Origin of the sequence: Acrocarpospora phusangensis, assembly GCF_016862995.1 — a bacterium.
Lineage (GTDB): Bacteria > Actinomycetota > Actinomycetes > Streptosporangiales > Streptosporangiaceae > Acrocarpospora > Acrocarpospora phusangensis.
The window spans coordinates 70,688-91,913 of sequence record NZ_BOOA01000029.1 but is presented as its reverse complement, the minus strand read 5'-3'; the positions used below and the strand labels follow the sequence as shown (position 1 = coordinate 91,913).

Sequence of the window (21,226 nt, the reverse complement as noted above, 5' to 3'; positions counted from 1 at the left end):
TGTGACGCGCGTTAACTTTTGCCGACCCACATGCGTCGAGTCCGCCACGACGGACGGACTCATGAGGGCCGGGCGGCGACTAGCCCTGGCGCTGCTTGTGGCGCAGGTTGTCGCAGATCACCATGACGCGACCGTGCCGGCGAATCACCTTGCACTTGTCACAGATCTTCTTGACGCTCGGCTTGACCTTCATAGTCCTTATTCGTTCCTCAGACGGTCACCCGGAAGGGGCGACCTACTTGTACCGGTAGACGATCCGCCCACGAGTCAGGTCGTAGGGGCTCAGTTCGACGACAACCCGGTCGTCAGGAAGGATTCGGATGTAGTGCATCCGCATCCTCCCGCTGATGTGGGCCAGGACCTTATGGCCGTTGTCGAGTTGCACCCTGAACATCGCGTTCGGGAGCGACTCAACCACAGTGCCCTCGATCTCGATGGCGCCGTCTTTCTTGGCCATGTCCCTCGCGTTTCACTGATCGGTCGTCTGAGGCTTCGGAACACTAATCAGCCGCGACCTTCCGCGCTTTCAGAGAGCGGCAGCCGGCCAGGCCGCCTTGCGCAAAGGTCATAGTGAACCGACAGAGCAGTGTACGGCAATCCGCCAGGGAAAGCGAAATGATCGCGCATTCCCCCGTGTTCTGCGGAGCCAGTACACAGCCGTCTAACAGACTACCTCAGTTCGCGAGTCTCCCGTACCTGTCGGCGGTTCAGGGCGCGCGCCGCCGCCGGCGAAGCACGAACGCCGCCACCCCGCCCAGCGCGAGGACCGCGCCGGCCAGCCAGGGTATCCGGCCGCCGGGTGTGCTCCCGCCCGTGCCGACGGTGAACTCCCCGGTGAAGGGCCCGCCCGCGCAGTAGACGTAGACCGTCTTCAGTCCGCCCGCCGAGTACGGGCTGAGCCGGGCGGTGCCGTACCAGGTGGAGCCGGATCTGGTCAGGGTGGTGTAGTCGTCGAACGCGGAGGAGGTGGCGGTCACGCTGGGCGCGCCGGTGGCGCAGCTGCTGGTGCTGACGCGGACCGTGCCGCCCGGTTCGGCCGACACCGGCGAGATCGTCACCCGCCCGATGCCGGGGTCCGCGGCCGGGAACACCGCCACGGCGGCCAGGCAGATCGGCGCGAAATATCCGGACACGCTCCCCTCCTCCTGGCTCGGCACCCTTCGATAGTGATCGTCTACCCGGACCCCGTCCGGGCGACGGCGCGAAGCCGGTAAAGACTCCGTCTGTCCCCCGATATCTGCCCCCGGACATACGGAAGCGGGGCCCGTCCCGAGATTTACGGACCCCGCTGGATTTAGGGATTTAACCCCCCGTTTGTACGGCCTCAGATCAAGTCAGGACGACTTAGAAAGCGTCGCCCCAGCCCCCGCAGTCCTCGAAGCGGTTGTCACCCTCGCAGACCCGGATGTCGAAGTCGTCGAACTTGCCGGACTTGAACTTGGCGAACTTGTTGAAGTCGCCGTGACCCTTGGTCTTGCCGAAGTACTTGGTGTGGAAGCCGCTGCTGTCGTGGTACCGGTACCACACGTAGGAGTACTCGTTGTCGCGGTCGCGGTCGAACAGGTCGCCGTAGAACCAGTAGTAGCCGTCCTTCTTGTACCAGTAGCCCTTGAAGTAGGAGCGGAAGCCGAAGCCCTTGTCCTCACCCGAGTGGTACTTCGAGTAGAAGTTCCCGAAGAAGTGCTTCGTGGGGGCCGACGCCGAGGCGGCGGCGGGAGCGGCGGCGGCCGCGTTGGCCGCGGGGGCGGCCAGGGCACCGGCGGCCAGGGCGCCGGCGAGGGCCGAGCCGACGATGATGCTGCGAAGGTTTCGCATGATGTCCTCCAGGGAGACCCTCCGGGGATGCTGCTCATCTCCGGACACCGCTCAACTTAGGAAGCATCAAGCGAACGTTCTGTGGACGAATACGCATAAGTGGCCGAGGGTGCAATACGGCACATTCAGCCTGGTTAGCGCTTGTCCCCTCCGCCGGACCCGAACAGCGTGCCGACCAGCAGAACCACGCCCCAGGGACCCATCACCCAGAGCGGCCACGGGTAGACCGAGCCGTCCGACGTGGTGCTCACGATCAGCCAGATCACCCAGTTGATGGCGCTGGCCATGGCCCAGATGGCCCAGTTGGCCCGCAGCTCCGCCCGGGCCTTGGCCGGGTCCTTGCGCGGCTCGGGCCGGGGCGTCACCGCGGGCAGCGTGTGCAGGTCGGTGGCCGGCAGATCCGAGGTCAGCCGCTCCAGCTCGCCGTACGTGCGGCTCTTGTAGACCTGCTCCAGGCGCTCGTTGAACTCGTCCACGTCCAGACGCCCGTCGACCATGTGCTCGCGCAGCGCGGCGGCCACCCGCTCCCGATCGCCGTCAGAAGCCCGCATCTCAGGACTAGCCGCCATAGCCATCTCCTTTTACACGGCCGCTTTCCGCCTGTGCCTTCCTTCGTCTCTCAGTCCAGGCACAGGCGCGGCCGAACCAAGACGTGATCCCATTATGTCTCGATTGCGGTGCCGAAACGGGATTCTCCGCCGTCGAGAGCGGTCAGGACCCACGGGCCGTTCTCGGTCACCGCGACGCTGTGCTCGAAGTGGGCGGAGGCCTTGCCGTCGATGGTCACGACCGTCCAGTCGTCGGCCAGCACCCGGGTCTTGTCCGTGCCCAGGTTGAGCATCGGCTCGATGGCCAGGCACATGCCGACCTCCAGCCGGGGGCCCCGGCCGGGCTTCCCGTGGTTGGCCACCCACGGATCCATGTGCATCTCGGTGCCGATGCCGTGGCCGCCGTACTCGTGCGGGATGCCGTAGCGGCCCTGAGAGCGCGCGTAACGCTCGATCTGGTGGCCGATGTCGGACAAGTACCCCCCGGGCCGTAGGGCGCCGATACCGCGCCACATGGCCTCCTCGGTGACCCGCATCAGCTCGGTCAGCTTCGGGTCCACCTCGCCCACCGGCACCGTGATCGCCGCGTCTCCGTGCCAGCCGTCCAGGATGGCGCCGCAGTCGAGGGAGATGATGTCGCCCTCGCGCAGCTCGCGCGCCCGGCTCGGGATGCCGTGCACCACCTCGGCGTTGACCGAGGCGCAGATCGTCGCCGGGAAGCCCTGGTAGCCCTTGAAGGACGGCACGGCGCCCGCGTCCCTGATCGCCTTCTCCGCGATGACGTCCAGATCCAGCGGGGTGAGGCCCGGCTTGACGGAACTCCGCAGCAGCTCCAGCGTGCGGCCCACCACCAAGCCCGCCGCGCGCATGCCGCGCAGCTGCTCGGGGCTCTTGATCTGGATTCCGTGCCTGTTCTTCTTGAACACCTAGCACCCCCTGGGGTGGTTCTCGTGAGTGTGCCCGCAACGACCGAACGCCACCCCACGGAATGGAGTGGCGTTCAGTGTCATCGGTCTGCCAGGGCGCCTAGTCCGCGAACCGGCGCAGTTCCGACATCGCCCGCTGGGTGACCTCCTCGACCGGACCGGTCGCGTCAACCCCGCGGAGAATGCCCTCGTCGGCATAGAAGGAGACTAACGGAGCGGTCTGCTCCTGGTAGACCTCCAGCCGGTGGCGGATGGTCTCCTCACGGTCGTCATCGCGCTGGAACAGCTCTCCGCCGCAGGCGTCGCAGATCCCCTCCGCCTTGGGCGGATCGAAGTCCACGTGCCAGACCTTGCCGCAGGACCGGCAGGTCCGGCGGCCGGCCAGCCGGCGGACGACCTCGTCGTCGTCGACCACCAGCTCCAGCACCAGGTCGAGCCCGGTGCCGAAGTCGGTGAGCATCTTCTTGAGCACTTCGGCCTGAGCCACGTTCCGCGGGAAGCCGTCGAGCAGGAAACCCTCCTGCGCGTCGTCCTCCGCCAGACGGTCGCGAACCATCGCGATCGTCACCTCGTCGGGGACCAGGTCCCCGCGGTCCATGAAGCCCTTGGCCAGCTTGCCGAGCTCCGTGCCCCCCGAGACGTTGGCGCGGAAAATATCACCTGTCGAGATTTTCGGGATCGACAGATGCGATGCGATGAACTGGGCCTGCGTCCCCTTGCCCGCTCCGGGGGGCCCGACCAGGACGACGCGCACTATCTCAGGAAGCCCTCGTAATTACGCTGCTGGAGCTGGCTCTCGATCTGCTTGACCGTGTCCAGGCCCACACCCACCATGATCAGAATGCTGGTTCCTCCGAACGGGAAGTTCTGGCTCGCTCCGGCGAGCGCCAGTGCGAAGATCGGGACCATGGAGATCACGCCCAGATACAACGAACCTGGCGCGGTCAACCGGTTGAGCACGTAGTTCAGGTACTCGGCGGTCGGCCGGCCCGGACGAATGCCCGGAATGAACCCACCGTACTTCTTCATGTTGTCGGCCACTTCAACGGGGTTGAAAGTGATGGTCACGTAGAAGTAGGTGAAGAAGACGATCAGGAGGAAGAACGTCGCCATGTAGATCGGGGTGTCACCCGTGGCGAGGTTCTGCGCGATCCACTCCACCACCACGTTGGGCGTGGTGCTGTTGGCGAACAGCGTGACGACCAGCTGCGGCAGGTAAAGCAGCGAGGAAGCGAAGATGACCGGGATGATGCCGGCCTGGTTGACCTTGAGCGGCACGTAGGTCGAGGTGCCGCCGTACATCCGGCGGCCGACCATGCGCTTGGCGTACTGCACCGGGATACGGCGCTGGGCCTGCTCGACGAAGACGACCGCCGCGACCATGAAGACACCCACGATGAGCACCACCACGAAGGTGAACGCGCCCTTGGTACGGAAGATGTTCATGAGCTCGGACGGGAAGACCGCGATGATCTGGGTGAAGATCAGGATGGACATGCCGTTGCCGACGCCGCGGTCGGTGATGAGCTCGCCCAGCCACATGATCACGGCGGTGCCCGCGGTCATCGTGATGACCATGGTGACGACGGTGAAGACGTCGTCGTTCAGAAGAACGGGAAGATCGGCGCTGTTCTGGAACAGCTGCCCGGACCGGGCCAGCGCGACGAAGGCCGTCGACTGGAGCACCGCGAGCCCGATGGTGAGGTAACGGGTGTACTGCGTGATCTTCGCGGTACCCGCCTGCCCCTCCTTCTTCAGGGCTTCCAAGCGGGGAATGACGACGGTCAGCAACTGGAGGATGATGCTCGCGGTGATGTACGGCATGATGCCGAGCGCGAACACGGAAAGTTTCAGCAGCGCGCCGCCGCTGAACAACTGCACCATCCCATAGATGTTGCCCAGCTCGCCCTGCTGCGCCTGTTCCAAGGCGATACGGACGTTCTCAGCGTTGACACCGGGGGTCGGAAGCACCGAGCCGAGTCGGAACAACGCGATGATGCCCAAGGTGAAGAGCAACTTCTTGCGCAGGTCCGGAGTACGGAATGCCCGGGTGAGAGCGGTTAGCACGGTCCCTCCTGCGCGCCTAAGACGCGTTACGGTCAGCGATGGTCCGGGGGTCGTCCATCAGTCAGGTCTTCTAGTACGTAGTACACACACTGCACTTACTACACAAACTGCACATGTGGGCTGCCAATGCAGCCCACTGTCAGGCGAACTCTAACGCACTACGGGCGCGGAGACTCATTCCGAATCCCCGCGCCTCGTGCCGCGTGTGCCTACAGCTCCGTGACGGAGCCGCCGGCGGCAGCGATCTTCTCCTTGGCGCTGGCGGAGAAGGCGTGCGCCTGCACGTTCAACGCCACGGAGAGCTCGCCCGTTCCCAGCACCTTGACGAGCTGGTTCTTGCGTACCGCGCCCGCCTCGACCAGCGTGTCCACGGAGACGTCGCCGCCGTCCGGGAACAGCTCGCCGAGCCGGTCCAGATTGACGACCTGGTAGGTCGTCTTGAACAGGGAGTTGGAGAAGCCCTTCAGCTTCGGCAGCCGCCGCTGGAGCGGAACCTGGCCACCCTCGAAGCCGAGCGGGACATTCGTCCGGGACTTGGTGCCCTTGGTGCCGCGACCGGCGGTCTTGCCCTTGGAGCCCTCGCCACGGCCCTTGCGGACCTTGGCCTTGTGGGCGCCCGGGGCCGGACGCAGGTCGTGCGGCTTGAGCGGTGCGTTCTCAGTCATGACTAGTCGACCTCTTCAACCTCGACGAGGTGCGTCACCACGGCGACCATCCCGCGGATCTCGGGACGGTCCTCCTTGACGACGACGTCGCCGATCCGCTTCAGGCCCAGCGAGCGCAGCGAGTCCCGCTGGTTCTGCTTGCCACCGATCTTGGACCGGGTCTGGGTGATCTTCAGACGAGCCATGACTAGCTCACCGCCTTGGCCGCCGCGGCGGCCTCGGCCAGGCCCTCGGCGCGAGCCTTGAGCATCGCCTTGGGCGCCACGTCCTCGATCGGCAGACCGCGGCGGGCCGCGATCTCCTCGGGCCGGGACAGGCCCTTCAGGGCCGCCACGGTGGCGTGCACGATGTTGATCGGGTTGTCCGAGCCGAGCGACTTGGACAGCACGTCGTGAATGCCGGCGCACTCCAGCACCGCGCGCACCGGGCCACCCGCGATGACACCGGTACCGGGCGAGGCCGGACGCAGGAGGACGACGCCGGCGGCGTCCTCGCCCTGCACGGTGTGCGGGATGGTGCCCTGGATGCGCGGCACCTTGAAGAAGTGCTTCTTGGCCTCCTCGACACCCTTGGCGATCGCCGCGGGCACCTCCTTGGCCTTGCCGTAGCCGACACCGACGAGGCCGTTGCCGTCGCCGACGATGACCAGCGCGGTGAAGCTGAAGCGCCGGCCACCCTTCACGACCTTGGCCACTCGGTTGATCTTCACGACACGCTCGATGTAAGAAACGCCCTTGTCCTGGGCGCCGCCGCGGCGATCGTCACGACGTTCCCGCCGCTCGCCACCGCCGCCGGCACCGCGACGCGGAGCTCCAGCCATCAGTGGTTCCTCTTCTCGTTGCTCATAAGACGGGTGGTCATCAGAAGTCCAACCCGCCTTCACGGGCGCTGTCCGCGAGCGCCGCCAGGCGACCCGCGTAGCGGTTGCCGCCGCGGTCGAAGACGACCGCGGAGATCCCGGCCGCCTTGGCCCGCTGAGCGAGGAGCGCGCCGACCTGCTTGGCCTTCTCGGTCTTGTCGCCCTCGGCCGTACGGAGCGAGGCGTCCATGGTGGACGCGCTCACCAGCGTGTGCCCGGCGGTGTCGTCCACGATCTGGACGAACATGTGCCGGGTGGACCGGTTGACGACCAGACGCGGGCGCTCGACGGTACCGACGACCTTCTTGCGCACACGACGGTGGCGACGGGCTCGCGAAATGGCGCGAGCGGCGGTGTGCTTGCCGTACTTCGCGGCCATTACTTACCAGCCTTTCCGACCTTGCGGCGAATGACTTCACCCTGGTAGCGCACACCCTTGCCCTTGTACGGGTCGGGCTTGCGCAACTTGCGGATGTTCGCGGCGACCTCGCCGACCTTCTGCTTGTCGATGCCGTCCACGTGGAAAAGCGTGGGGCGCTCGACCCGGAAGGTGACACCCTCGGGTGCGTCGACGATGACGGGGTGGCTGAAGCCCAGAGCGAACTCCAGCTGCGTCGGGCCCTTGGCCTGAACGCGGTAACCCACGCCGACGATCTCCAGCGTCTTGGTGTATCCCTGCGTGACCCCGTTCACCATGTTGGCGATCAGCGTCCGAGACAGGCCGTGCAGCGCGCGGACCTTGTTCTCGTCGTTGGGACGGGTGACGGCGATGGTGCCGTCCTCGGCGCGCGCGACCTCGATGGGTTCGGCGACCGTGTGTGAAAGCGTGCCCTTCGGGCCCTTGACCTGAACATCCCGGCCGTCGATGGCGATCTCGACACCGCTCGGTACGGGGATGGGCAGCCGTCCGATTCGCGACATGCTGTGGTTACTCCCCTCTTACCAAACGTAGGCGAGGACTTCCCCGCCCACTCCGCGCTTGCCGGCCTGCTTGTCGGTCATGAGCCCACCCGACGTCGAGATGATCGCGACGCCGAGCCCACCCAGAACCCGAGGCAGGTTGTCCTTCTTTGCGTAGACCCGCAGGCCGGGCTTGGAAACCCGGCGGATGCCCGAGAGCGAACGCTCCCTGGTCGGCCCGAACTTGAGCTCCACCACGAGGTTCTTGCCGACCTTGGCGTCTTCGACGCTCCAGGCCTGGATGTAACCCTCCTGCTGGAGGATCTCGGCGATGTGCGCCTTGATCTTCGAATACGGCATGCTCACGGTGTCGTGGTACGCCGAGTTCGCGTTGCGCAGACGCGTGAGCATGTCTGCGATCGGGTCGGTCATCGTCATGGCCGGTGGCCCTCCTCACCGCGGTTTCCCTGCGGGACCTACGGTGTGGTCGTGGGCGTTCGAAAGGAACGCCCGGTGAATATGACTTCTTGTCTTACCAGCTGGACTTCGTGATGCCCGGCAGCTCGCCCCGGTGGGCCATCTCGCGGAAGCAGACACGGCACAGGCCGAACTTCCGGTAGACCGCACGCGGACGCCCGCATCGCGTACAGCGAGTGTACGCGCGGACCTCGAACTTCTGCTTACGCGCTGCCTTGACCTTCAGCGACGTCTTCGCCATGATCAGGCCTCCTTGAAGGGGAAGCCGAGGAGCTTCAGCAGCGCCCGGCCCTGTTCGTCGTTGGTCGCGGTGGTGACGACGGTGATGTCCATACCGCGCTGCCGGTCGACCTTGTCCTGGTCGATCTCGTGGAACATGACCTGCTCGGTGAGACCGAAGGTGTAGTTGCCGTGGCCGTCGAACTGCTTGGGCGACAGGCCGCGGAAGTCCCGGATACGGGGCAGCGCCAGCGACAGCAGCCGGTCCAGGAACTCCCACATGCGGTCGCCGCGCAGCGTCACGTGCGCGCCGATCGGCATGCCCTCACGCAGCTTGAACTGCGCGATGGACTTGCGGGCCCGGACCACGGCCGGCTTCTGGCCGGTGATGGCGGTGAGGTCGCGGACAGCGCCCTCGATGAGCTTGGAGTCGCGCGCGGCCTCGCCGACGCCCATGTTCACCTTGATCTTGGTGACACCGGGCACCAGCATGATGTTCTCGATGCCGAACTGCTCGCGCAGCTGCGCCACGATCTCCTCGCGGTAGCGCTGCTTGAGCCGCGGGCTGACCCGCTCTTCCGTCTGGGCAGTCATCAGTCGTCCTCACCCGTCTCGTCCGCAGCCGCCTTCTTGGCCGGCTCCTTCTTGGCGGGCTTGTCGTCGCCGTCCTTAGCGTCATCCTTGAGCTTCTTGACGTTGCTCACGTGGATGGGAGCCTCCAGGGTGGTCACGCCGCCCTCGCGGGCGCCGCGCGGACCGTTGTTGGTCACCTTGGAGTGCTTCTTGATCAAGTTGACGCCCTCGACCACCACGCGGTCCTCACGCGGCAGCGCGACGATCACCCGGCCCTTGGCGCCCTTGTCCTTGCCGGCGATGACCTGGACCAGGTCACCCTTCTTCACATGCAGCTGCTTCGGCATTTACAACACCTCCGGCGCGAGCGAGATGATGCGCATGAACTTCTTGTCACGCAGCTCACGGCCGACCGGGCCGAAAATACGCGTGCCCCGGGGGTCACCGTTGTCCTTGATGATGACCGCCGCGTTCTCGTCGAAGCGGATGTACGAACCGTCCGGCCGCCTGCGCTCCTTGACGGTGCGCACGACGACGGCCTTGACGACGTCGCCCTTCTTCACGCCGCCTGCGGGGATGGCGTCCTTCACCGTCGCAACGATGATGTCGCCGATCCCCGCGTAGCGCCGGCCCGAGCCACCGAGCACGCGGATGCAGAGAATCTCCTTGGCACCCGTGTTGTCGGCGACCTTGAGTCGCGACTCCTGCTGGATCACGTCTAACTCCTGTGTGTCTCGCCGGTTCTCGTGAGGTCACGAGCCTGGCGGAACCAATGTGGTCTTGTTCCCCCGACGTCAGCCCGAGGACCGTCGCCGGAGGCGGGCCCGGGAAGGGCCCCTTGGACACCACCATGGGGGGCGGTCGCCCACCCCCCACGAGGCGCGTCTGTTGTGTTACTTGGCGCGTTCGAGGACTTCCACGACCCGCCACCGCTTGGTGGCGGACAACGGCCGGGTCTCCATCAGGAGCACGCGGTCGCCGACGCCGGCCGTGTTCTCCTCGTCGTGCGCCTTGTACTTGGTGGTACGGCGGATGACCTTGCCGTACAGCGGGTGCTTCACGCGGTCCTCGACGGCGACGACGACGGTCTTCTCCATCTTGTCGCTCACTACCAGGCCCTCGCGGGTCTTGCGGTAGTTGCGGCCGCTCTTCTCGGTGGTCTCAGTTGTGTCAGCCATCGCTCGACTCCTTCTCGACCGTGACGATGCCGAGCTCCCGCTCGCGCATCACGGTGTAGATACGGGCGATCTCGCGGCGGACGGCGCGCAGCCGCCCGTGGCTCTCCAACTGACCGGTCGCCGACTGGAAGCGGAGGTTGAACAGCTCCTCCTTGGCTTCCTTGAGCTTCTGGACCAGGACTTCCTGGTCCTCCACCCGCAGCTCACCAGCGGTCAGGCCCTTAGCCATCACGCCTCACCCACTTCACGCTTAACGAACCGGCACTTCATGGGCAGCTTGTGCATGGCGCGACGCATCGCCTCGCGGGCGATGGGCTCGGCGACGCCGGACAGCTCGAACATGACGCGGCCGGGCTTGACATTGGCGATCCACCACTCGGGCGAACCCTTACCGGAACCCATGCGGGTCTCGGCCGGCTTCTTGGTGAGCGGGCGGTCCGGGTAGATGTTGATCCACACCTTGCCGCCACGGCGGATGTGCCGGGTCATGGCGATACGAGCCGACTCGATCTGGCGGTTGGTCACGTACGAGTGCTCCAACGCCTGGATGCCGAACTCGCCGAACACCACCCTGGTGCCGCCCTTGGCGGCGCCGTGCCGGTCGGGCCGGTGCTGCTTACGGTGCTTGACCCTGCGCGGGATCAGCATGGTCAGCTCCCTTCAGCACCCGGCTGCTCCGCCGGGCCGCTCTCGGGGGCGGCCTGCGAGGCCGCCTCGGTACGGGGTGCGCGTTCGGTACGGCCACCGCCCGCGCCACGACGGGGACGGTCGCCGCCGCCACCGCGACGGGGACGCTCGGCGCCACCGCCACCGCGACGGTCGTCACGCTCGCGACGCTGGCCCGCGCGGGCTCCGGCCGCCGCCGCCTCGCGCTCGGCGCGAGAGGTGGGGGCCTCACCCTTGTAGATCCAGACCTTCACGCCGATCCGGCCGAAGGTCGTCTTGGCCTCGTAGAAGCCGTAGTCGATGTCCGCGCGGAGCGTGTGCAGGGGCACGCGGCCCTCGCGGTAGAACTCCGAGCGGGACATCTCGGCGCCGCCGAGGCGACCGGCGCACTGCACCCGGATGCCCTTGGCGCCGCTCTTCATCGCGGACTGCATCGCCTTGCGCATGGCGCGGCGGAACGAGACACGGCTGGAGAGCTGCTCGGCCACGCCCTGCGCGACGAGCTGCGCGTCGATCTCGGGGTTCTTCACCTCGAGGATGTTCAGCTGGACCTGCTTCTTGGTCAGCTTCTCCAGGTCGCCGCGGATGCGGTCGGCCTCCGCGCCGCGACGGCCGATGACGATGCCCGGCCGGGCGGTGTGGATGTCGACCTGCACGCGGTCGGTGGTGCGCTCGATCTCGACCTTGGAGATGCCGGCCCGCTCCATGCCCTTCTGCAGCATGCGACGGATCGCGACATCCTCGGCCACGTACGCCTTGTACAGCTTGTCGGCGTACCACCGGCTCTTGAAGTCGGTGGTGATGCCGAGGCGGAACCCGTGCGGGTTAACCTTCTGGCCCACTAGCGGGTCCTTCCCTTCGGCTCGCGGGACTCCACGATCACGGTGATGTGGCTGGTCCGCTTGTTGATCCGATAGGCGCGACCCTGGGCCCGGGGACGGAACCGCTTGAGCGTCGGTCCCTCGTCCACCCACGCACGGCTCACGACGAGCGTCTCACGGTCGAGCTTGAAGTTGTGCTCGGCGTTCGCCATCGCGGACGAGAGCACCTTGTAAACGGTCTCGCTCGCCGCCTGCGGGGCGAACTGCAGTACGGCCTGCGCCTCCGAAGCGGGCAGGCCGCGAATGAGGTCCACCACCCGGCGGGCCTTCCGGGGCGTGTGGCGCGCGAACCGCGCCTGTGCCCTGGCTTCCATCGCTGTCTCCTAGTTGCTTATGAAGGCGCTACCGCCGACTGCGGCGGTCTTCCTTGACGTGGCTGCGGAACGTCCGCGTAGGGGCGAACTCCCCGAGCTTGTGACCGATCATCGACTCGGTGATGAACACCGGGACGTGCTTGCGGCCGTCGTGCACGGCGATCGTGTGCCCGAGCATGTCGGGAACGATCATGGAGCGCCGCGACCACGTCTTGATGACGTTCTTGGTGCCCTTCTCGTTCTGGACGTCGACCTTCTTCTGAAGGTGATCGTCCACGAAGGGACCCTTCTTAAGGCTACGTGGCATTTCGGCTGCTCCTACCGCTTCTTCCTCTTGCTCCGACGTCGGATGATCAGCCGGTCGCTGGCCTTGTTCGCCTGCCGGGTCCGGCCCTCGGGCTTGCCCTTGGGGTTGACCGGGTGGCGACCACCGGAGGTCTTGCCCTCACCACCGCCGTGCGGGTGGTCGACGGGGTTCATGGCCACACCGCGGACGGTCGGGCGCTTGCCCTTCCAGCGGTTGCGGCCCGCCTTACCGATGTTGATGTTGGCCTGCTCGGCGTTGCCGACCTGCCCGACGGAGGCCCGGCAGCGCACGTCGACCTGGCGCATTTCGCCGGACGGCATACGCAGCGTGGCGTAGGTGCCCTCCTTGGCCAGCAGCTGGATCTGCGCGCCGGCGCTGCGGCCCAGCTTGGCGCCGCCGCCCGGACGGAGCTCCACCGCGTGGATGAAGGTACCGGTCGGGATGTTGCGCAGCGGCAGGCAGTTGCCCGGCTTGATGTCGGCGCCCGGGCCGTTCTCGATGCGGTCGCCCTGCTTGATCCCGGTCGGCGCGAGGATGTAGCGCTTCTCGCCGTCGGCGTAGTGCAGCAGAGCGATGCGGGAGGTCCGGTTGGGGTCGTACTCGATGTGCGCGACCTTGGCCGGGATGCCGTCCTTGTCGTGCCTCCGGAAGTCGATGATCCGGTAGGCGCGCTTGTGCCCGCCGCCCTGGTGCCGGGCCGTGACCCGGCCGTGGACGTTGCGGCCGCCCTTGCTGTGCAGGGGGGCAAGCAGCGACTTCTCGGGCGTGCTGCGCGTGATCTCGGCGAAGTCCGAGACGCTCGCGCCGCGGCGACCCGGGGTCGTCGGCTTGTACTTACGGATGCCCATCTTTTTCGTTCATCCTTTGTCTATTTGCCGATCCTGCGGATCGGCGGGCTTGGCCGCCTTCAGCCTGTGTCTTCCCTCGTCACGCCGGGCCGCTTCGCGACCCGGCGTTCCTCAGTCCAGACACAGGCGCGGCCAAGCCGCGTGTTACCCAAAATCAGCCGATCTGGCCGAAGATGTCGATGCGCTCGCCCTCGGCCAGGCTCACGATCGCGCGCTTGGTGCTGGGACGCTGGCCATAGCCGAACCGGGTCCGCTTGCGCTTGCCCTGGCGGTTGATGGTGTTGACGCTGGTCACCTTGACACCGAAGATCTGCTCGATGGCGATCTTGACCTGCGTCTTGTTCACCCCCTGCCGAACCAGGAACGTGTACTTGTTGTGCTCGTCGATCAGGCCGTAGCTCTTCTCAGAGACGATCGGCTTGATGATGATGTCGCGCGGGTCGGCGATCTTCTGCATCAGGCCTCTTCCTTCCCGCTCTTCGCGAGCCGGGCCACCACCGTGTCGTACGCCTCCTGCGTGAAGACGACGTCGTCGTGGCACAGCACGTCATAGGTGTTCAGCTGCCCGGCGTCCAGCAGGTGGACCTCCGGGGCGTTGCGCAGGCTCAGCCAGGTCAGCTCGTCGTCCTCGCCGACCACGACGAGCACGCTGCGCGCCTCGGTGATCTTGCGAAGCGCCTGGAGAGCGGTCTTGGTCTTCGGCGTCTCGCCGGTGACCAGCTCGCTCACCACGTGCACCCGGCCGCCGCTCGCGCGGTCGGACAGCGCGCCGCGGAGCGCGGCGGCCTTCATCTTCTTGGGCGTCTTCTGCTCGTACGAGCGCGGCTGCGGGCCGTGCACGGTGCCACCGCCGGTGAACTGCGGCGCCCGGGTCGAACCCTGGCGGGCCCGGCCGGTGCCCTTCTGCCGGTACGGCTTCTTGCCACCGCCGCGGACGTCGCCGCGGGTCTTGGTGGCGTGCGTGCCCTGGCGGCGCGCGGCCAGCTGGGCCACGACCACCTGGTGGATCAGCGGGATGTTGACCTTGACGCCGAAGATGTCCTCCGGCAGGTCCACGCTGCTGCCCGTCTTGGCGCCCGAGGCGTCGAGAACGTCGATCGTGCTCACTTGCCGGCCCCCTTCTTGGCTGCGGTACGGATGAGGACCAGGCTGCCGTTGGCGCCGGGGATCGCACCCTTGATCAGGATGAGGCCCTTCTCGGCGTCCACGGCGTGCACCTTCAGGCTCTGGATGGTGGTACGGACGTTGCCCATCCGACCGGCCATGCGCAGGCCCTTGAAGACGCGGCCCGGGGTGGCGCAGCCACCGATGGAACCGGGCGAGCGGTGCTTGCGCTGAGTACCGTGCGAGGCGCCCAGACCGCGGAAGTTGTGCCGCTTCATGACACCCGCGAAGCCCTTGCCCTTGCTCTTGCCCGTCACGTCGACGTGCTGGCCGGCCTCGAAGGTGTCCGCGAGGACTTCCTGGCCCAGGGTGTAGTCGGAGGCGTCGTCGGTGCGTACCTCGACGAAGTAGCGGCGCGGGGTGATGTCGTGCTTGCGCAGGTAGTCGCCGAGCGGCTTGTTGACCTTGCGCGGGTCGACCTGCCCGTAGCCGAGCTGTACGGCGGAGTAGCCGTCGCGCTCTTCCGTGCGGACCCGGGTCACCACGCACGGACCGGCCTCGACGACGGTCACCGGAACCATCCGGTTGCCCTCGTCGAAGACCTGGGTCATGCCGAGCTTCTTGCCCAGGACGCCCTTGATCTGCTTAGCCATGTCAGTGCGTTCCCTCAGAGCTTGATCGAGATGTCGACACCCGCGGGCAGGTCGAGCCGCATGAGCGAGTCGACGGTCTTGGGCGTCGGGTCGATGATGTCAATCAGCCGCTTGTGCGTGCGCATCTCAAAGTGCTCGCGGCTGTCCTTGTACTTGTGCGGCGAACGGATGACGCAGTACACGTTCTTCTCGGTCGGCAGCGGCACCGGGCCCGCGACCTTCGCGCCGGTACGCGTCACCGTCTCGACGATCTTCTTGGCCGAGGTGTCGATGACCTCGTGGTCATACGCCTTGAGCCGGATGCGGATCTTCTGTCCCGCCATAATGGCCTCGGTGTCCTTCGCTGTCGTCTGAACAAGTAACGTGCGGCAGGTTGCCGCTGTATATCTCCGTGATCCGGCAGCTCCTTCGGACGTGAACCCTCCGAAGGGACTGCGGCATCACGGGGAGCGGCCGGGTCCTGGTGGACCCGGCCGCCGGGTACTACTTGATGATCTTCGTGACTCGACCGGCGCCGACGGTGCGGCCGCCCTCGCGGATGGCGAACTTGAGTCCGTCCTCCATCGCGATCGGCTGGATGAGCTGGACGTTCATCTCGGTGTTGTCCCCGGGCATGACCATCTCGGTGCCCTCGGGGAGGTTCACCACGCCGGTCACGTCCGTCGTACGGAAGTAGAACTGGGGACGGTAGTTGTTGAAGAACGGCGTGTGCCGGCCGCCCTCGTCCTTGGACAGGATGTAGACCTGAGCCTCGAACTCGGTGTGCGGGGTGGTCGTGCCCGGCTTGATGATGCACTGGCCGCGCTCGACGTCCTCACGCTTGATGCCGCGCAGGAGCAGACCGACGTTGTCACCGGCCTGGCCCTCGTCGAGCAGCTTGCGGAACATCTCGACACCGGTGACGGTGGTCGTGGTGTGCTTCTCCTTGATACCGATGATGTCGACGGTCTCGTTGACCTTGACGACACCGCGCTCGATACGGCCGGTGACGACGGTGCCACGACCGGTGATCGAGAACACGTCCTCGATCGGCATCAGGAACGGCTTCTCGGTGTCACGAACCGGCTCGGGGACGTTGTCGTCCACGGCGGTCATGAGCTCGATGATCGAGTCGCCCCACTTCTCGTCGCCCTCGAGGGCCTTGAGCGCGGAGACGCGGATCACGGGCAGGTCGTCGCCGGGGAACTCCTGAGCCGAGAGCAGCTCGCGGACCTCGAGCTCGACGAGCTCCAGGATCTCCTCGTCGTCCACCATGTCGGCCTTGTTCAGGGCCACCACGATGTAGGGCACGCCGACCTGGCGGGCCAGGAGCACGTGCTCCTTGGTCTGCGGCATCGGACCGTCGGTGGCGGCGACCACCAGGATGGCGCCGTCCATCTGCGCGGCACCGGTGATCATGTTCTTCACGTAGTCGGCGTGACCAGGGCAGTCGACGTGCGCGTAGTGGCGCTTCTCCGTCTGGTACTCGACGTGCGCGATGGAGATGGTGATGCCGCGAGCCTTCTCCTCGGGCGCCTTGTCGATCTTGTCGAACGGGGTCGCCTCGTTGAGGTTCGGGTAACGGTCGTGAAGCACCTTGGTGATCGCCGCGGTCAGAGTGGTCTTGCCGTGGTCGATGTGCCCAATGGTGCCGATGTTCACGTGCGGCTTGTTCCGCTCGAACTTGGCCTTGGCCACTGGTCTGTCTCCTTAGAGATTTCTGACTTGACTTTCGTCTTCCAAAAGGCCTGGAGCTACTCGCCCCGGACCTTAGCGACGATCTCCTTGGCGATGCCCGGGGGCACCTCCGCGTAGGAGTCGAACTGCATGCTGTAGCTCGCCCGGCCCTGCGTCTTGCTCCGCAGGTCACCCACGTACCCGAACATCTCGGACAGCGGCACGAGCGCCTTGACGACACGGGCGCCGGCCCGCTCGTCCATGGCCTGGATCTGCCCGCGGCGGCCGTTGAGGTCGCCGATGACGTCACCCATGTAGTCCTCGGGCGTGGTGACCTCGACGGCCATCATCGGTTCGAGGAGCACGGGGTCGGCCTTGCGGGCGGCCTCCTTGAAGGCCATCGAGCCGGCCATCTTGAAGGCCATTTCGGAGGAGTCCACTTCGTGGAAAGCCCCGTCCTGAAGGGTGACCTTCACGCCTACCATCGGGTAGCCGGCGAGAACGCCGAACTCGGCGGCCTGCTGGGCGCCCGCGTCGACCGACGGGATGTACTCCCGCGGGATGCGGCCACCGGAGACCTTGTTCTCGAACTCGTACCCGTCGTTGCCCTCGCCCAGCGGCTCAAGGTCGATGATGACCTTGGCGAACTGGCCGGAGCCACCGGTCTGCTTCTTGTGCACGTAGTCGACCTTCTCCACCTTGCGGCGGATGGTCTCCCGGTACGCGACCTGCGGGCGGCCGACGTTCGCCTCGACCTTGAACTCGCGGCGCATCCGGTCGACCAGGATCTCCAGGTGCAGCTCGCCCATGCCGTGGATCACGGTCTGGCCGGTCTCCTCGTCGCGGCGGACCTGGAAGGACGGGTCCTCCTCGGCCAGGCGCTGGATGGCGGTGCCGAGCTTCTCCTGGTCGCCCTTGGTCTTGGGCTCGATCGCGACGCTGATGACCGGCGCCGGGAACGTCATCGACTCCAGCACGACCTGGTTGTTCGGGTCGCACAGGGTGTCACCGGTGGTGGTGTCCTTGAGGCCCATCACGGCGACGATCTGACCGGCGTGCGCGGACGGGCGCTCTTCGCGCTTGTTCGCGTGCATCTGGTAGATCTTGCCGATCCGCTCCTTCTTGCCCTTGACCGAGTTCACCACGCCGGTGCCGGTCTCCAGGGTGCCGGAGTAGATCCGGATGTAGGTCAGACGGCCCAGGTGCTGGTCGCTCATGATCTTGAACGCGAGCGCCGAGAACGGCTCGGTCACGTCCGACCTGCGCTCGACCACCTGGTCCTCCTTGCCGACCGCGTGGCCCTGGAAGGCCGGGAGGTCGATCGGCGCGGGCAGGTAGGCCACGATCGCGTCGAGGAGCGGCTGCACACCCTTGTTCTTGAACGCGGTGCCGGTCAGGACCGGGTTGATGGCGCTGGACAGCGTGGCGCGGCGGATCGCCGCCACCAGCTGCTCCTCGGTGGGCTCGATGCCCTCGAGGAAGAGCTCCATCAGCTCGTCGTCGTTCTCGGCCACGGTCTCGACCAGCTTGTCGCGCCACTCGCGGGCGATCTCCACGTGGTCGGTCGGGATGTCGACGACGTCGTACATCTCGCCCTTGGCCGCCTCGGCGCTCCAGAGCAGGCCCTTCATCTTCACCAGGTCGATGATGCCCTTGAAGTCGGACTCGACGCCCCAGGGGAGCTGAATGACGGCCGGGGTGGCTCCGAGCCGGCTGACCATCATGTCCACGCAGCGGTGGAACTCGGCGCCGACCCGGTCCATCTTGTTCACGAAGCAGATCCGTGGCACGCCGTAACGGTCGGCCTGGCGCCACACCGTCTCCGACTGCGGCTCGACACCCGCGACACCGTCGAACACGGCGACGGCGCCGTCGAGCACGCGGAGCGAGCGCTCCACCTCGATGGTGAAGTCGACGTGCCCCGGGGTGTCGATGATGTTGATGGTGTGGCCGAGCCACTCACAGGTCGTCGCGGCGGAGGTGATGGTGATGCCGCGCTCCTGCTCCTGCTCCATCCAGTCCATGGTGGCAGCGCCCTCATGAACTTCACCGATCTTGTAGTTGATCCCGGTGTAGAACAGGATGCGCTCGGTCGTGGTGGTCTTGCCCGCGTCGATATGAGCCATGATCCCGATGTTGCGGACCTTGGCCAGGTCAAGAGCCATTTGGGTGGCCACTTCTCTGCGTCCTTTGCTTGGTGGAGCGCCCGACTACCAGCGGTAGTGAGCGAAGGCCTTGTTGGACTCGGCCATCTTGTGGGTGTCCTCGCGCTTCTTGACGCTCGCGCCGAGGCCGTTGCTGGCGTCGAGGAGCTCGTTCATGAGGCGCTCGGTCATGGTCTTCTCACGGCGGGCGCGGGAGTACTGCACCAGCCAGCGCAGGGCCAGGGTGGTGCTGCGCGCGGCGCGCACCTCGACCGGGACCTGGTACGTGGCGCCACCGACACGACGGCTGCGGACCTCGAGGGTCGGCTTGACGTTGTCGAGAGCGCGCTTGAGCGTGACGACCGGGTCGTTGCCGGTCTTGTCCTTGCAGCCTTCCAGGGCGCCGTACACGATCGACTGGGCGATCGAGCGCTTGCCGTCCAGGAGGACCTTGTTGATCAGAGCGGTGACCAGCGGCGAGTTGTGCACCGGGTCGGCCATCAGCTGGCGACGCCCAGGAGAACCCTTGCGAGGCATTACTTCTTCTCCTTCTTGGCGCCGTAGCGGCTGCGGGCCTGCTTGCGGTTGCGGACACCCTGGGTGTCCAGCGAGCCGCGAATAATCTTGTATCGGACGCCGGGAAGGTCCTTCACACGACCGCCGCGGACGAGCACGATCGAGTGCTCCTGAAGGTTGTGACCCACACCGGGGATGTAGGCCGTGACCTCGATGCCGTTGGTCAGGCGAACACGCGCGACCTTCCGAAGCGCCGAGTTCGGCTTCTTCGGGGTGGTGGTGTAGACGCGGGTGCAGACGCCGCGCCGCTGAGGGCTGCCCTTGAGCGCAGGAGTCTTGGTCTTGGAGACCTTGTCCTGCCGGCCCTTTCGGACCAACTGCTGAATCGTGGGCACTACAACTCCGTTTCGTGCCTATGCCGGTGATACGTGGACGTGCGATTTCGCAGGTGCTGCCGGTGTCATGACCTGCTGGTTTTCCCTCTCCGCCGACCCACGCGGTCGGGCGTGTCGCGATCTGATCGCTCTACACCCCTGCTGGGATTGGAGAGAGCCACACGGCGCGACCTGCGCGCACGCGTGCAGACCCACGAACAGTGGGCACGGAGAGCAAGACTACCCAGCCCCGCGCAACACGTCAAAACGGCCGCGCACAGCGGGTATCGGGATCCCATGCCCGGGTCCCCGGCCCACCTTTCCCACGCAGGCCGATATCGAGTCCGCGTCTAGTGTACCGCTACAAAACGGCCCCCCGAACCGTTTACAACATGCCCGGCTCTACGTCGCCACCCATGTCAGCCGGGACGGGCATACGGGGTCCGAGAGCAGGATCACCTGCTGTATCTCCCGCAGCCTCGTCGTCGGCTCCACGCCGACGTCACGGATCAGCGCCGTCCGCAACCGCCGGTAGATGTCGAGCGCCTCAACCTGCCTGCCGGACCGGTAGAGGGCGAGCATCAGCAGGCCATGCGCCCGCTCCCGGAGTGGGTGGCGCATCGTCCAGCTCAGCAGGCCATGGATCAGCTCGTCATGCTGCCCGAGCGCCAGGCGCGCCTCATAGAGATCTTCGCTCGCCACCAGCCGCTGCTCCTGGAGCTCCTCCTGCCACCCGGTCAGGTCGCCCCGAAGATCGTGCCCGTGCAGGAAATCGCCCCGCCACAGGGACAGCGCGTAATCCAAGGCGGCAGCGGCGGCCAGCGGGTCGCCCGCGCGCAGGGAATCGCCGCCTCGTTCCGCCAGCGTCTGGAAGACCCGGACGTCCAACGCGCCCACGCCCAGGCGTAGCGCGTACCCCTCGGCGCTGGTACTGATCGGCGAATCCCCGTCCTCGGCGAGCAGCCGGCGCAGCTGCGCGATGTAGGTCTTGAGGTTGCTCCTGGCCGAGGCCGGCGGGTGGCCGTCCCACACGCTGTCGATCAGCCGGGAGGTGGAGATCCACTCGTTGGATCGCAACAGGAGGTGAATGAGTAGCCGGCTGGGTTTGGGGGTCAGTGATCCCACCGGCCGACCATGAGCAGTGGTGATCAGCAAAGGACCGAGCATTTGGTAGAGCACCGCGTCGCCCCCGTCAGGTGATCGGCAGTCTGTCAAATACCATGTGAATTCTAGAGATTTCTGAGACCCCTAGCAAGGAAGGGGCTGAATGGGCGTATTGGCAGCATATTTCCGATGTGCCGCCAATATGCCATCGAGTCGTACGGTCTCCACTGTATGTCCCTACGGGATCATCGGAGACATAATGCCCTTCCAACGCATCAAACGGTCACGACCACTTCTCGCCTCCGCGGGCACCTCAATCGTCCTAACAGCTGCCTTGCTGGTGGGGTTGCCCGCCGAAGCGGCCCCAGCGCGAATCCCAGCAGCAGCGGTCCCCGCCGCCGAACGCGTAACCGAGCGACCCGACATGGTTTC

General features: G+C 66.3%; 34 protein-coding genes. All 34 read right to left on the bottom strand.

The genetic code is table 11. From position 1 onward, the window contains the following. Nucleotides 1-79: 79 nt before the first annotated feature. Entirely contained in the window at nucleotides 80-193 is a 114-nt protein-coding gene (gene rpmJ / locus Aph01nite_RS19015) for a 50S ribosomal protein L36 (protein WP_003956441.1), read from the bottom strand. 42 nt (nucleotides 194-235) lie between these two features. Continuing rightward, complete coding sequence (gene infA, locus Aph01nite_RS19010; protein WP_030451477.1) at nucleotides 236-457, bottom strand: translation initiation factor IF-1; 222 nt, start codon at nucleotides 455-457, stop codon at nucleotides 236-238. A gap of 250 nt (nucleotides 458-707) precedes the next feature. Further along, a complete protein-coding gene (locus Aph01nite_RS19005; RefSeq protein ID WP_204042256.1) occupies nucleotides 708-1,133 on the bottom strand; it encodes a hypothetical protein in 426 nt (141 codons plus the stop codon). A gap of 211 nt (nucleotides 1,134-1,344) precedes the next feature. After that, on the bottom strand, nucleotides 1,345-1,815 hold the full coding sequence (locus Aph01nite_RS19000; protein ID WP_204042255.1) for a hypothetical protein: 471 nt from the start codon (nucleotides 1,813-1,815) through the stop codon (nucleotides 1,345-1,347). Nucleotides 1,816-1,949: 134 nt separating this feature from the next. After that, on the bottom strand, nucleotides 1,950-2,384 hold the full coding sequence (locus Aph01nite_RS18995) for a DUF1707 SHOCT-like domain-containing protein (protein ID WP_204042254.1): 435 nt from the start codon (nucleotides 2,382-2,384) through the stop codon (nucleotides 1,950-1,952). 92 nt (nucleotides 2,385-2,476) lie between these two features. Further along, nucleotides 2,477-3,289: a type I methionyl aminopeptidase gene (gene map / locus Aph01nite_RS18990; RefSeq protein ID WP_204042253.1), complete on the bottom strand. Its 813-nt coding sequence runs from the start codon at nucleotides 3,287-3,289 to the stop codon at nucleotides 2,477-2,479. Nucleotides 3,290-3,389: 100 nt separating this feature from the next. Beyond that, nucleotides 3,390-4,043 carry an adenylate kinase gene (locus Aph01nite_RS18985; protein ID WP_204042252.1) on the bottom strand — a complete coding sequence of 218 codons (654 nt, stop codon included), beginning with the start codon at nucleotides 4,041-4,043 and terminating at the stop codon, nucleotides 3,390-3,392. Further along, nucleotides 4,043-5,356, bottom strand: a complete 1,314-nt coding sequence (secY, locus tag Aph01nite_RS18980) for a preprotein translocase subunit SecY (protein ID WP_204042251.1) — start codon at nucleotides 5,354-5,356, stop codon at nucleotides 4,043-4,045. Before secY ends, Aph01nite_RS18985 begins: the two co-directional genes overlap by 1 nt. Before the next feature lie 209 nt (nucleotides 5,357-5,565). After that, complete coding sequence (rplO, locus tag Aph01nite_RS18975; RefSeq protein ID WP_204042250.1) at nucleotides 5,566-6,021, bottom strand: 50S ribosomal protein L15; 456 nt, start codon at nucleotides 6,019-6,021, stop codon at nucleotides 5,566-5,568. A 2-nt stretch (nucleotides 6,022-6,023) separates the two neighbouring features. Next, nucleotides 6,024-6,206, bottom strand: a complete 183-nt coding sequence (rpmD, locus tag Aph01nite_RS18970) for a 50S ribosomal protein L30 (protein WP_030451484.1) — start codon at nucleotides 6,204-6,206, stop codon at nucleotides 6,024-6,026. A gap of 2 nt (nucleotides 6,207-6,208) precedes the next feature. Continuing rightward, complete coding sequence (gene rpsE / locus Aph01nite_RS18965) at nucleotides 6,209-6,841, bottom strand: 30S ribosomal protein S5 (RefSeq protein WP_155351289.1); 633 nt, start codon at nucleotides 6,839-6,841, stop codon at nucleotides 6,209-6,211. Between the two features lie 40 nt (nucleotides 6,842-6,881). Further along, nucleotides 6,882-7,259 (bottom strand): 50S ribosomal protein L18, encoded by a 378-nt coding sequence (rplR, locus tag Aph01nite_RS18960; RefSeq protein WP_155351288.1) that lies wholly within the window; start codon nucleotides 7,257-7,259, stop codon nucleotides 6,882-6,884. Continuing rightward, a complete protein-coding gene (rplF, locus tag Aph01nite_RS18955; RefSeq protein WP_204042249.1) occupies nucleotides 7,259-7,801 on the bottom strand; it encodes a 50S ribosomal protein L6 in 543 nt (180 codons plus the stop codon). The genes rplR and rplF overlap by 1 nt, the downstream gene beginning before the upstream one ends. A gap of 18 nt (nucleotides 7,802-7,819) precedes the next feature. Continuing rightward, a complete protein-coding gene (gene rpsH / locus Aph01nite_RS18950; RefSeq protein ID WP_204042248.1) occupies nucleotides 7,820-8,218 on the bottom strand; it encodes a 30S ribosomal protein S8 in 399 nt (132 codons plus the stop codon). A 94-nt stretch (nucleotides 8,219-8,312) separates the two neighbouring features. Beyond that, nucleotides 8,313-8,498 carry a type Z 30S ribosomal protein S14 gene (locus Aph01nite_RS18945; protein WP_204042247.1) on the bottom strand — a complete coding sequence of 62 codons (186 nt, stop codon included), beginning with the start codon at nucleotides 8,496-8,498 and terminating at the stop codon, nucleotides 8,313-8,315. 2 nt (nucleotides 8,499-8,500) lie between these two features. After that, nucleotides 8,501-9,070, bottom strand: coding sequence for a 50S ribosomal protein L5 (gene rplE, locus Aph01nite_RS18940; RefSeq protein WP_204042246.1), 570 nt, complete (start codon nucleotides 9,068-9,070; stop codon nucleotides 8,501-8,503). Then, a complete protein-coding gene (gene rplX / locus Aph01nite_RS18935; protein ID WP_204042262.1) occupies nucleotides 9,070-9,384 on the bottom strand; it encodes a 50S ribosomal protein L24 in 315 nt (104 codons plus the stop codon). The genes rplE and rplX overlap by 1 nt, the downstream gene beginning before the upstream one ends. A gap of 12 nt (nucleotides 9,385-9,396) precedes the next feature. Continuing rightward, nucleotides 9,397-9,765, bottom strand: coding sequence for a 50S ribosomal protein L14 (rplN, locus tag Aph01nite_RS18930; protein WP_204042245.1), 369 nt, complete (start codon nucleotides 9,763-9,765; stop codon nucleotides 9,397-9,399). A gap of 177 nt (nucleotides 9,766-9,942) precedes the next feature. Further along, a complete protein-coding gene (rpsQ, locus tag Aph01nite_RS18925) occupies nucleotides 9,943-10,227 on the bottom strand; it encodes a 30S ribosomal protein S17 (RefSeq protein WP_204042244.1) in 285 nt (94 codons plus the stop codon). Then, a complete protein-coding gene (gene rpmC, locus Aph01nite_RS18920) occupies nucleotides 10,220-10,456 on the bottom strand; it encodes a 50S ribosomal protein L29 (RefSeq protein ID WP_204042243.1) in 237 nt (78 codons plus the stop codon). Before rpmC ends, rpsQ begins: the two co-directional genes overlap by 8 nt. After that, on the bottom strand, nucleotides 10,456-10,875 hold the full coding sequence (gene rplP, locus Aph01nite_RS18915) for a 50S ribosomal protein L16 (protein WP_204042242.1): 420 nt from the start codon (nucleotides 10,873-10,875) through the stop codon (nucleotides 10,456-10,458). The genes rpmC and rplP overlap by 1 nt, the downstream gene beginning before the upstream one ends. A 2-nt stretch (nucleotides 10,876-10,877) precedes the next feature. Then, nucleotides 10,878-11,735, bottom strand: a complete 858-nt coding sequence (gene rpsC, locus Aph01nite_RS18910) for a 30S ribosomal protein S3 (RefSeq protein WP_204042241.1) — start codon at nucleotides 11,733-11,735, stop codon at nucleotides 10,878-10,880. Continuing rightward, a complete protein-coding gene (gene rplV / locus Aph01nite_RS18905; RefSeq protein ID WP_204042240.1) occupies nucleotides 11,735-12,088 on the bottom strand; it encodes a 50S ribosomal protein L22 in 354 nt (117 codons plus the stop codon). Before rplV ends, rpsC begins: the two co-directional genes overlap by 1 nt. A 28-nt stretch (nucleotides 12,089-12,116) precedes the next feature. Continuing rightward, nucleotides 12,117-12,395, bottom strand: a complete 279-nt coding sequence (gene rpsS / locus Aph01nite_RS18900; protein WP_026214153.1) for a 30S ribosomal protein S19 — start codon at nucleotides 12,393-12,395, stop codon at nucleotides 12,117-12,119. A gap of 11 nt (nucleotides 12,396-12,406) precedes the next feature. Then, the gene (rplB, locus tag Aph01nite_RS18895; RefSeq protein WP_155351281.1) at nucleotides 12,407-13,243 is read right to left on the bottom strand and encodes a 50S ribosomal protein L2; all 837 of its coding nucleotides are present in this window, start codon (nucleotides 13,241-13,243) and stop codon (nucleotides 12,407-12,409) included. A 154-nt stretch (nucleotides 13,244-13,397) separates the two neighbouring features. Next, entirely contained in the window at nucleotides 13,398-13,700 is a 303-nt protein-coding gene (rplW, locus tag Aph01nite_RS18890; protein ID WP_204042239.1) for a 50S ribosomal protein L23, read from the bottom strand. Next, nucleotides 13,700-14,350 carry a 50S ribosomal protein L4 gene (gene rplD / locus Aph01nite_RS18885; RefSeq protein WP_204042238.1) on the bottom strand — a complete coding sequence of 217 codons (651 nt, stop codon included), beginning with the start codon at nucleotides 14,348-14,350 and terminating at the stop codon, nucleotides 13,700-13,702. Before rplD ends, rplW begins: the two co-directional genes overlap by 1 nt. Beyond that, the gene (rplC, locus tag Aph01nite_RS18880) at nucleotides 14,347-15,000 is read right to left on the bottom strand and encodes a 50S ribosomal protein L3 (protein ID WP_204042237.1); all 654 of its coding nucleotides are present in this window, start codon (nucleotides 14,998-15,000) and stop codon (nucleotides 14,347-14,349) included. Before rplC ends, rplD begins: the two co-directional genes overlap by 4 nt. Nucleotides 15,001-15,014: 14 nt before the next feature. Continuing rightward, entirely contained in the window at nucleotides 15,015-15,323 is a 309-nt protein-coding gene (rpsJ, locus tag Aph01nite_RS18875) for a 30S ribosomal protein S10 (RefSeq protein ID WP_090930460.1), read from the bottom strand. 160 nt (nucleotides 15,324-15,483) lie between these two features. After that, a complete protein-coding gene (gene tuf, locus Aph01nite_RS18870; protein ID WP_204042236.1) occupies nucleotides 15,484-16,677 on the bottom strand; it encodes an elongation factor Tu in 1,194 nt (397 codons plus the stop codon). Between the two features lie 56 nt (nucleotides 16,678-16,733). After that, the gene (gene fusA, locus Aph01nite_RS18865; RefSeq protein ID WP_373872307.1) at nucleotides 16,734-18,821 is read right to left on the bottom strand and encodes an elongation factor G; all 2,088 of its coding nucleotides are present in this window, start codon (nucleotides 18,819-18,821) and stop codon (nucleotides 16,734-16,736) included. 45 nt (nucleotides 18,822-18,866) lie between these two features. After that, complete coding sequence (rpsG, locus tag Aph01nite_RS18860; RefSeq protein ID WP_137245693.1) at nucleotides 18,867-19,337, bottom strand: 30S ribosomal protein S7; 471 nt, start codon at nucleotides 19,335-19,337, stop codon at nucleotides 18,867-18,869. Continuing rightward, nucleotides 19,337-19,711 (bottom strand): 30S ribosomal protein S12, encoded by a 375-nt coding sequence (rpsL, locus tag Aph01nite_RS18855; protein ID WP_030451506.1) that lies wholly within the window; start codon nucleotides 19,709-19,711, stop codon nucleotides 19,337-19,339. Before rpsL ends, rpsG begins: the two co-directional genes overlap by 1 nt. 381 nt (nucleotides 19,712-20,092) lie before the next feature. Further along, the gene (locus Aph01nite_RS18850) at nucleotides 20,093-20,857 is read right to left on the bottom strand and encodes an AfsR/SARP family transcriptional regulator (RefSeq protein ID WP_275419253.1); all 765 of its coding nucleotides are present in this window, start codon (nucleotides 20,855-20,857) and stop codon (nucleotides 20,093-20,095) included. Between the last annotated feature and the right edge of the window lie 369 nt (nucleotides 20,858-21,226).

Bases quoted from the DNA above. Each gene is read 5' to 3' on its own strand.
- rpsH (WP_204042248.1), bottom strand. From the start codon at position 8,218: ATGACGATGACCGACCCGATCGCAGACATGCTCACGCGTCTGCGCAAC.
- Aph01nite_RS18995 (WP_204042254.1), bottom strand. From the start codon at position 2,384: ATGGCGGCTAGTCCTGAGATGCGGGCTTCTGACGGCGATCGGGAGCGG.
- rplV (WP_204042240.1), bottom strand. From the start codon at position 12,088: ATGGAAGCCAGGGCACAGGCGCGGTTCGCGCGCCACACGCCCCGGAAG.
- rplC (WP_204042237.1), bottom strand. From the start codon at position 15,000: ATGGCTAAGCAGATCAAGGGCGTCCTGGGCAAGAAGCTCGGCATGACC.
- rpsQ (WP_204042244.1), bottom strand. From the start codon at position 10,227: ATGGCTGACACAACTGAGACCACCGAGAAGAGCGGCCGCAACTACCGC.
- rplE (WP_204042246.1), bottom strand. From the start codon at position 9,070: ATGACTGCCCAGACGGAAGAGCGGGTCAGCCCGCGGCTCAAGCAGCGC.
- rpsG (WP_137245693.1), bottom strand. From the start codon at position 19,337: ATGCCTCGCAAGGGTTCTCCTGGGCGTCGCCAGCTGATGGCCGACCCG.
- Aph01nite_RS18945 (WP_204042247.1), bottom strand. From the start codon at position 8,498: ATGGCGAAGACGTCGCTGAAGGTCAAGGCAGCGCGTAAGCAGAAGTTC.
- rpmD (WP_030451484.1), bottom strand. From the start codon at position 6,206: ATGGCTCGTCTGAAGATCACCCAGACCCGGTCCAAGATCGGTGGCAAG.
- rplO (WP_204042250.1), bottom strand. From the start codon at position 6,021: ATGACTGAGAACGCACCGCTCAAGCCGCACGACCTGCGTCCGGCCCCG.
- Aph01nite_RS19000 (WP_204042255.1), bottom strand. From the start codon at position 1,815: ATGCGAAACCTTCGCAGCATCATCGTCGGCTCGGCCCTCGCCGGCGCC.
- Aph01nite_RS18850 (WP_275419253.1), bottom strand. From the start codon at position 20,857: ATGCTCGGTCCTTTGCTGATCACCACTGCTCATGGTCGGCCGGTGGGA.
- infA (WP_030451477.1), bottom strand. From the start codon at position 457: ATGGCCAAGAAAGACGGCGCCATCGAGATCGAGGGCACTGTGGTTGAG.
- rplF (WP_204042249.1), bottom strand. From the start codon at position 7,801: ATGTCGCGAATCGGACGGCTGCCCATCCCCGTACCGAGCGGTGTCGAG.
- rplB (WP_155351281.1), bottom strand. From the start codon at position 13,243: ATGGGCATCCGTAAGTACAAGCCGACGACCCCGGGTCGCCGCGGCGCG.
- rplP (WP_204042242.1), bottom strand. From the start codon at position 10,875: ATGCTGATCCCGCGCAGGGTCAAGCACCGTAAGCAGCACCGGCCCGAC.
- rpmC (WP_204042243.1), bottom strand. From the start codon at position 10,456: ATGGCTAAGGGCCTGACCGCTGGTGAGCTGCGGGTGGAGGACCAGGAA.
- rpsE (WP_155351289.1), bottom strand. From the start codon at position 6,841: ATGGCTGGAGCTCCGCGTCGCGGTGCCGGCGGCGGTGGCGAGCGGCGG.
- rplR (WP_155351288.1), bottom strand. From the start codon at position 7,259: ATGGCCGCGAAGTACGGCAAGCACACCGCCGCTCGCGCCATTTCGCGA.
- rpmJ (WP_003956441.1), bottom strand. From the start codon at position 193: ATGAAGGTCAAGCCGAGCGTCAAGAAGATCTGTGACAAGTGCAAGGTG.
- rpsJ (WP_090930460.1), bottom strand. From the start codon at position 15,323: ATGGCGGGACAGAAGATCCGCATCCGGCTCAAGGCGTATGACCACGAG.
- fusA (WP_373872307.1), bottom strand. From the start codon at position 18,821: ATGGCTCTTGACCTGGCCAAGGTCCGCAACATCGGGATCATGGCTCAT.
- rpsS (WP_026214153.1), bottom strand. From the start codon at position 12,395: ATGCCACGTAGCCTTAAGAAGGGTCCCTTCGTGGACGATCACCTTCAG.
- rplW (WP_204042239.1), bottom strand. From the start codon at position 13,700: ATGCAGAAGATCGCCGACCCGCGCGACATCATCATCAAGCCGATCGTC.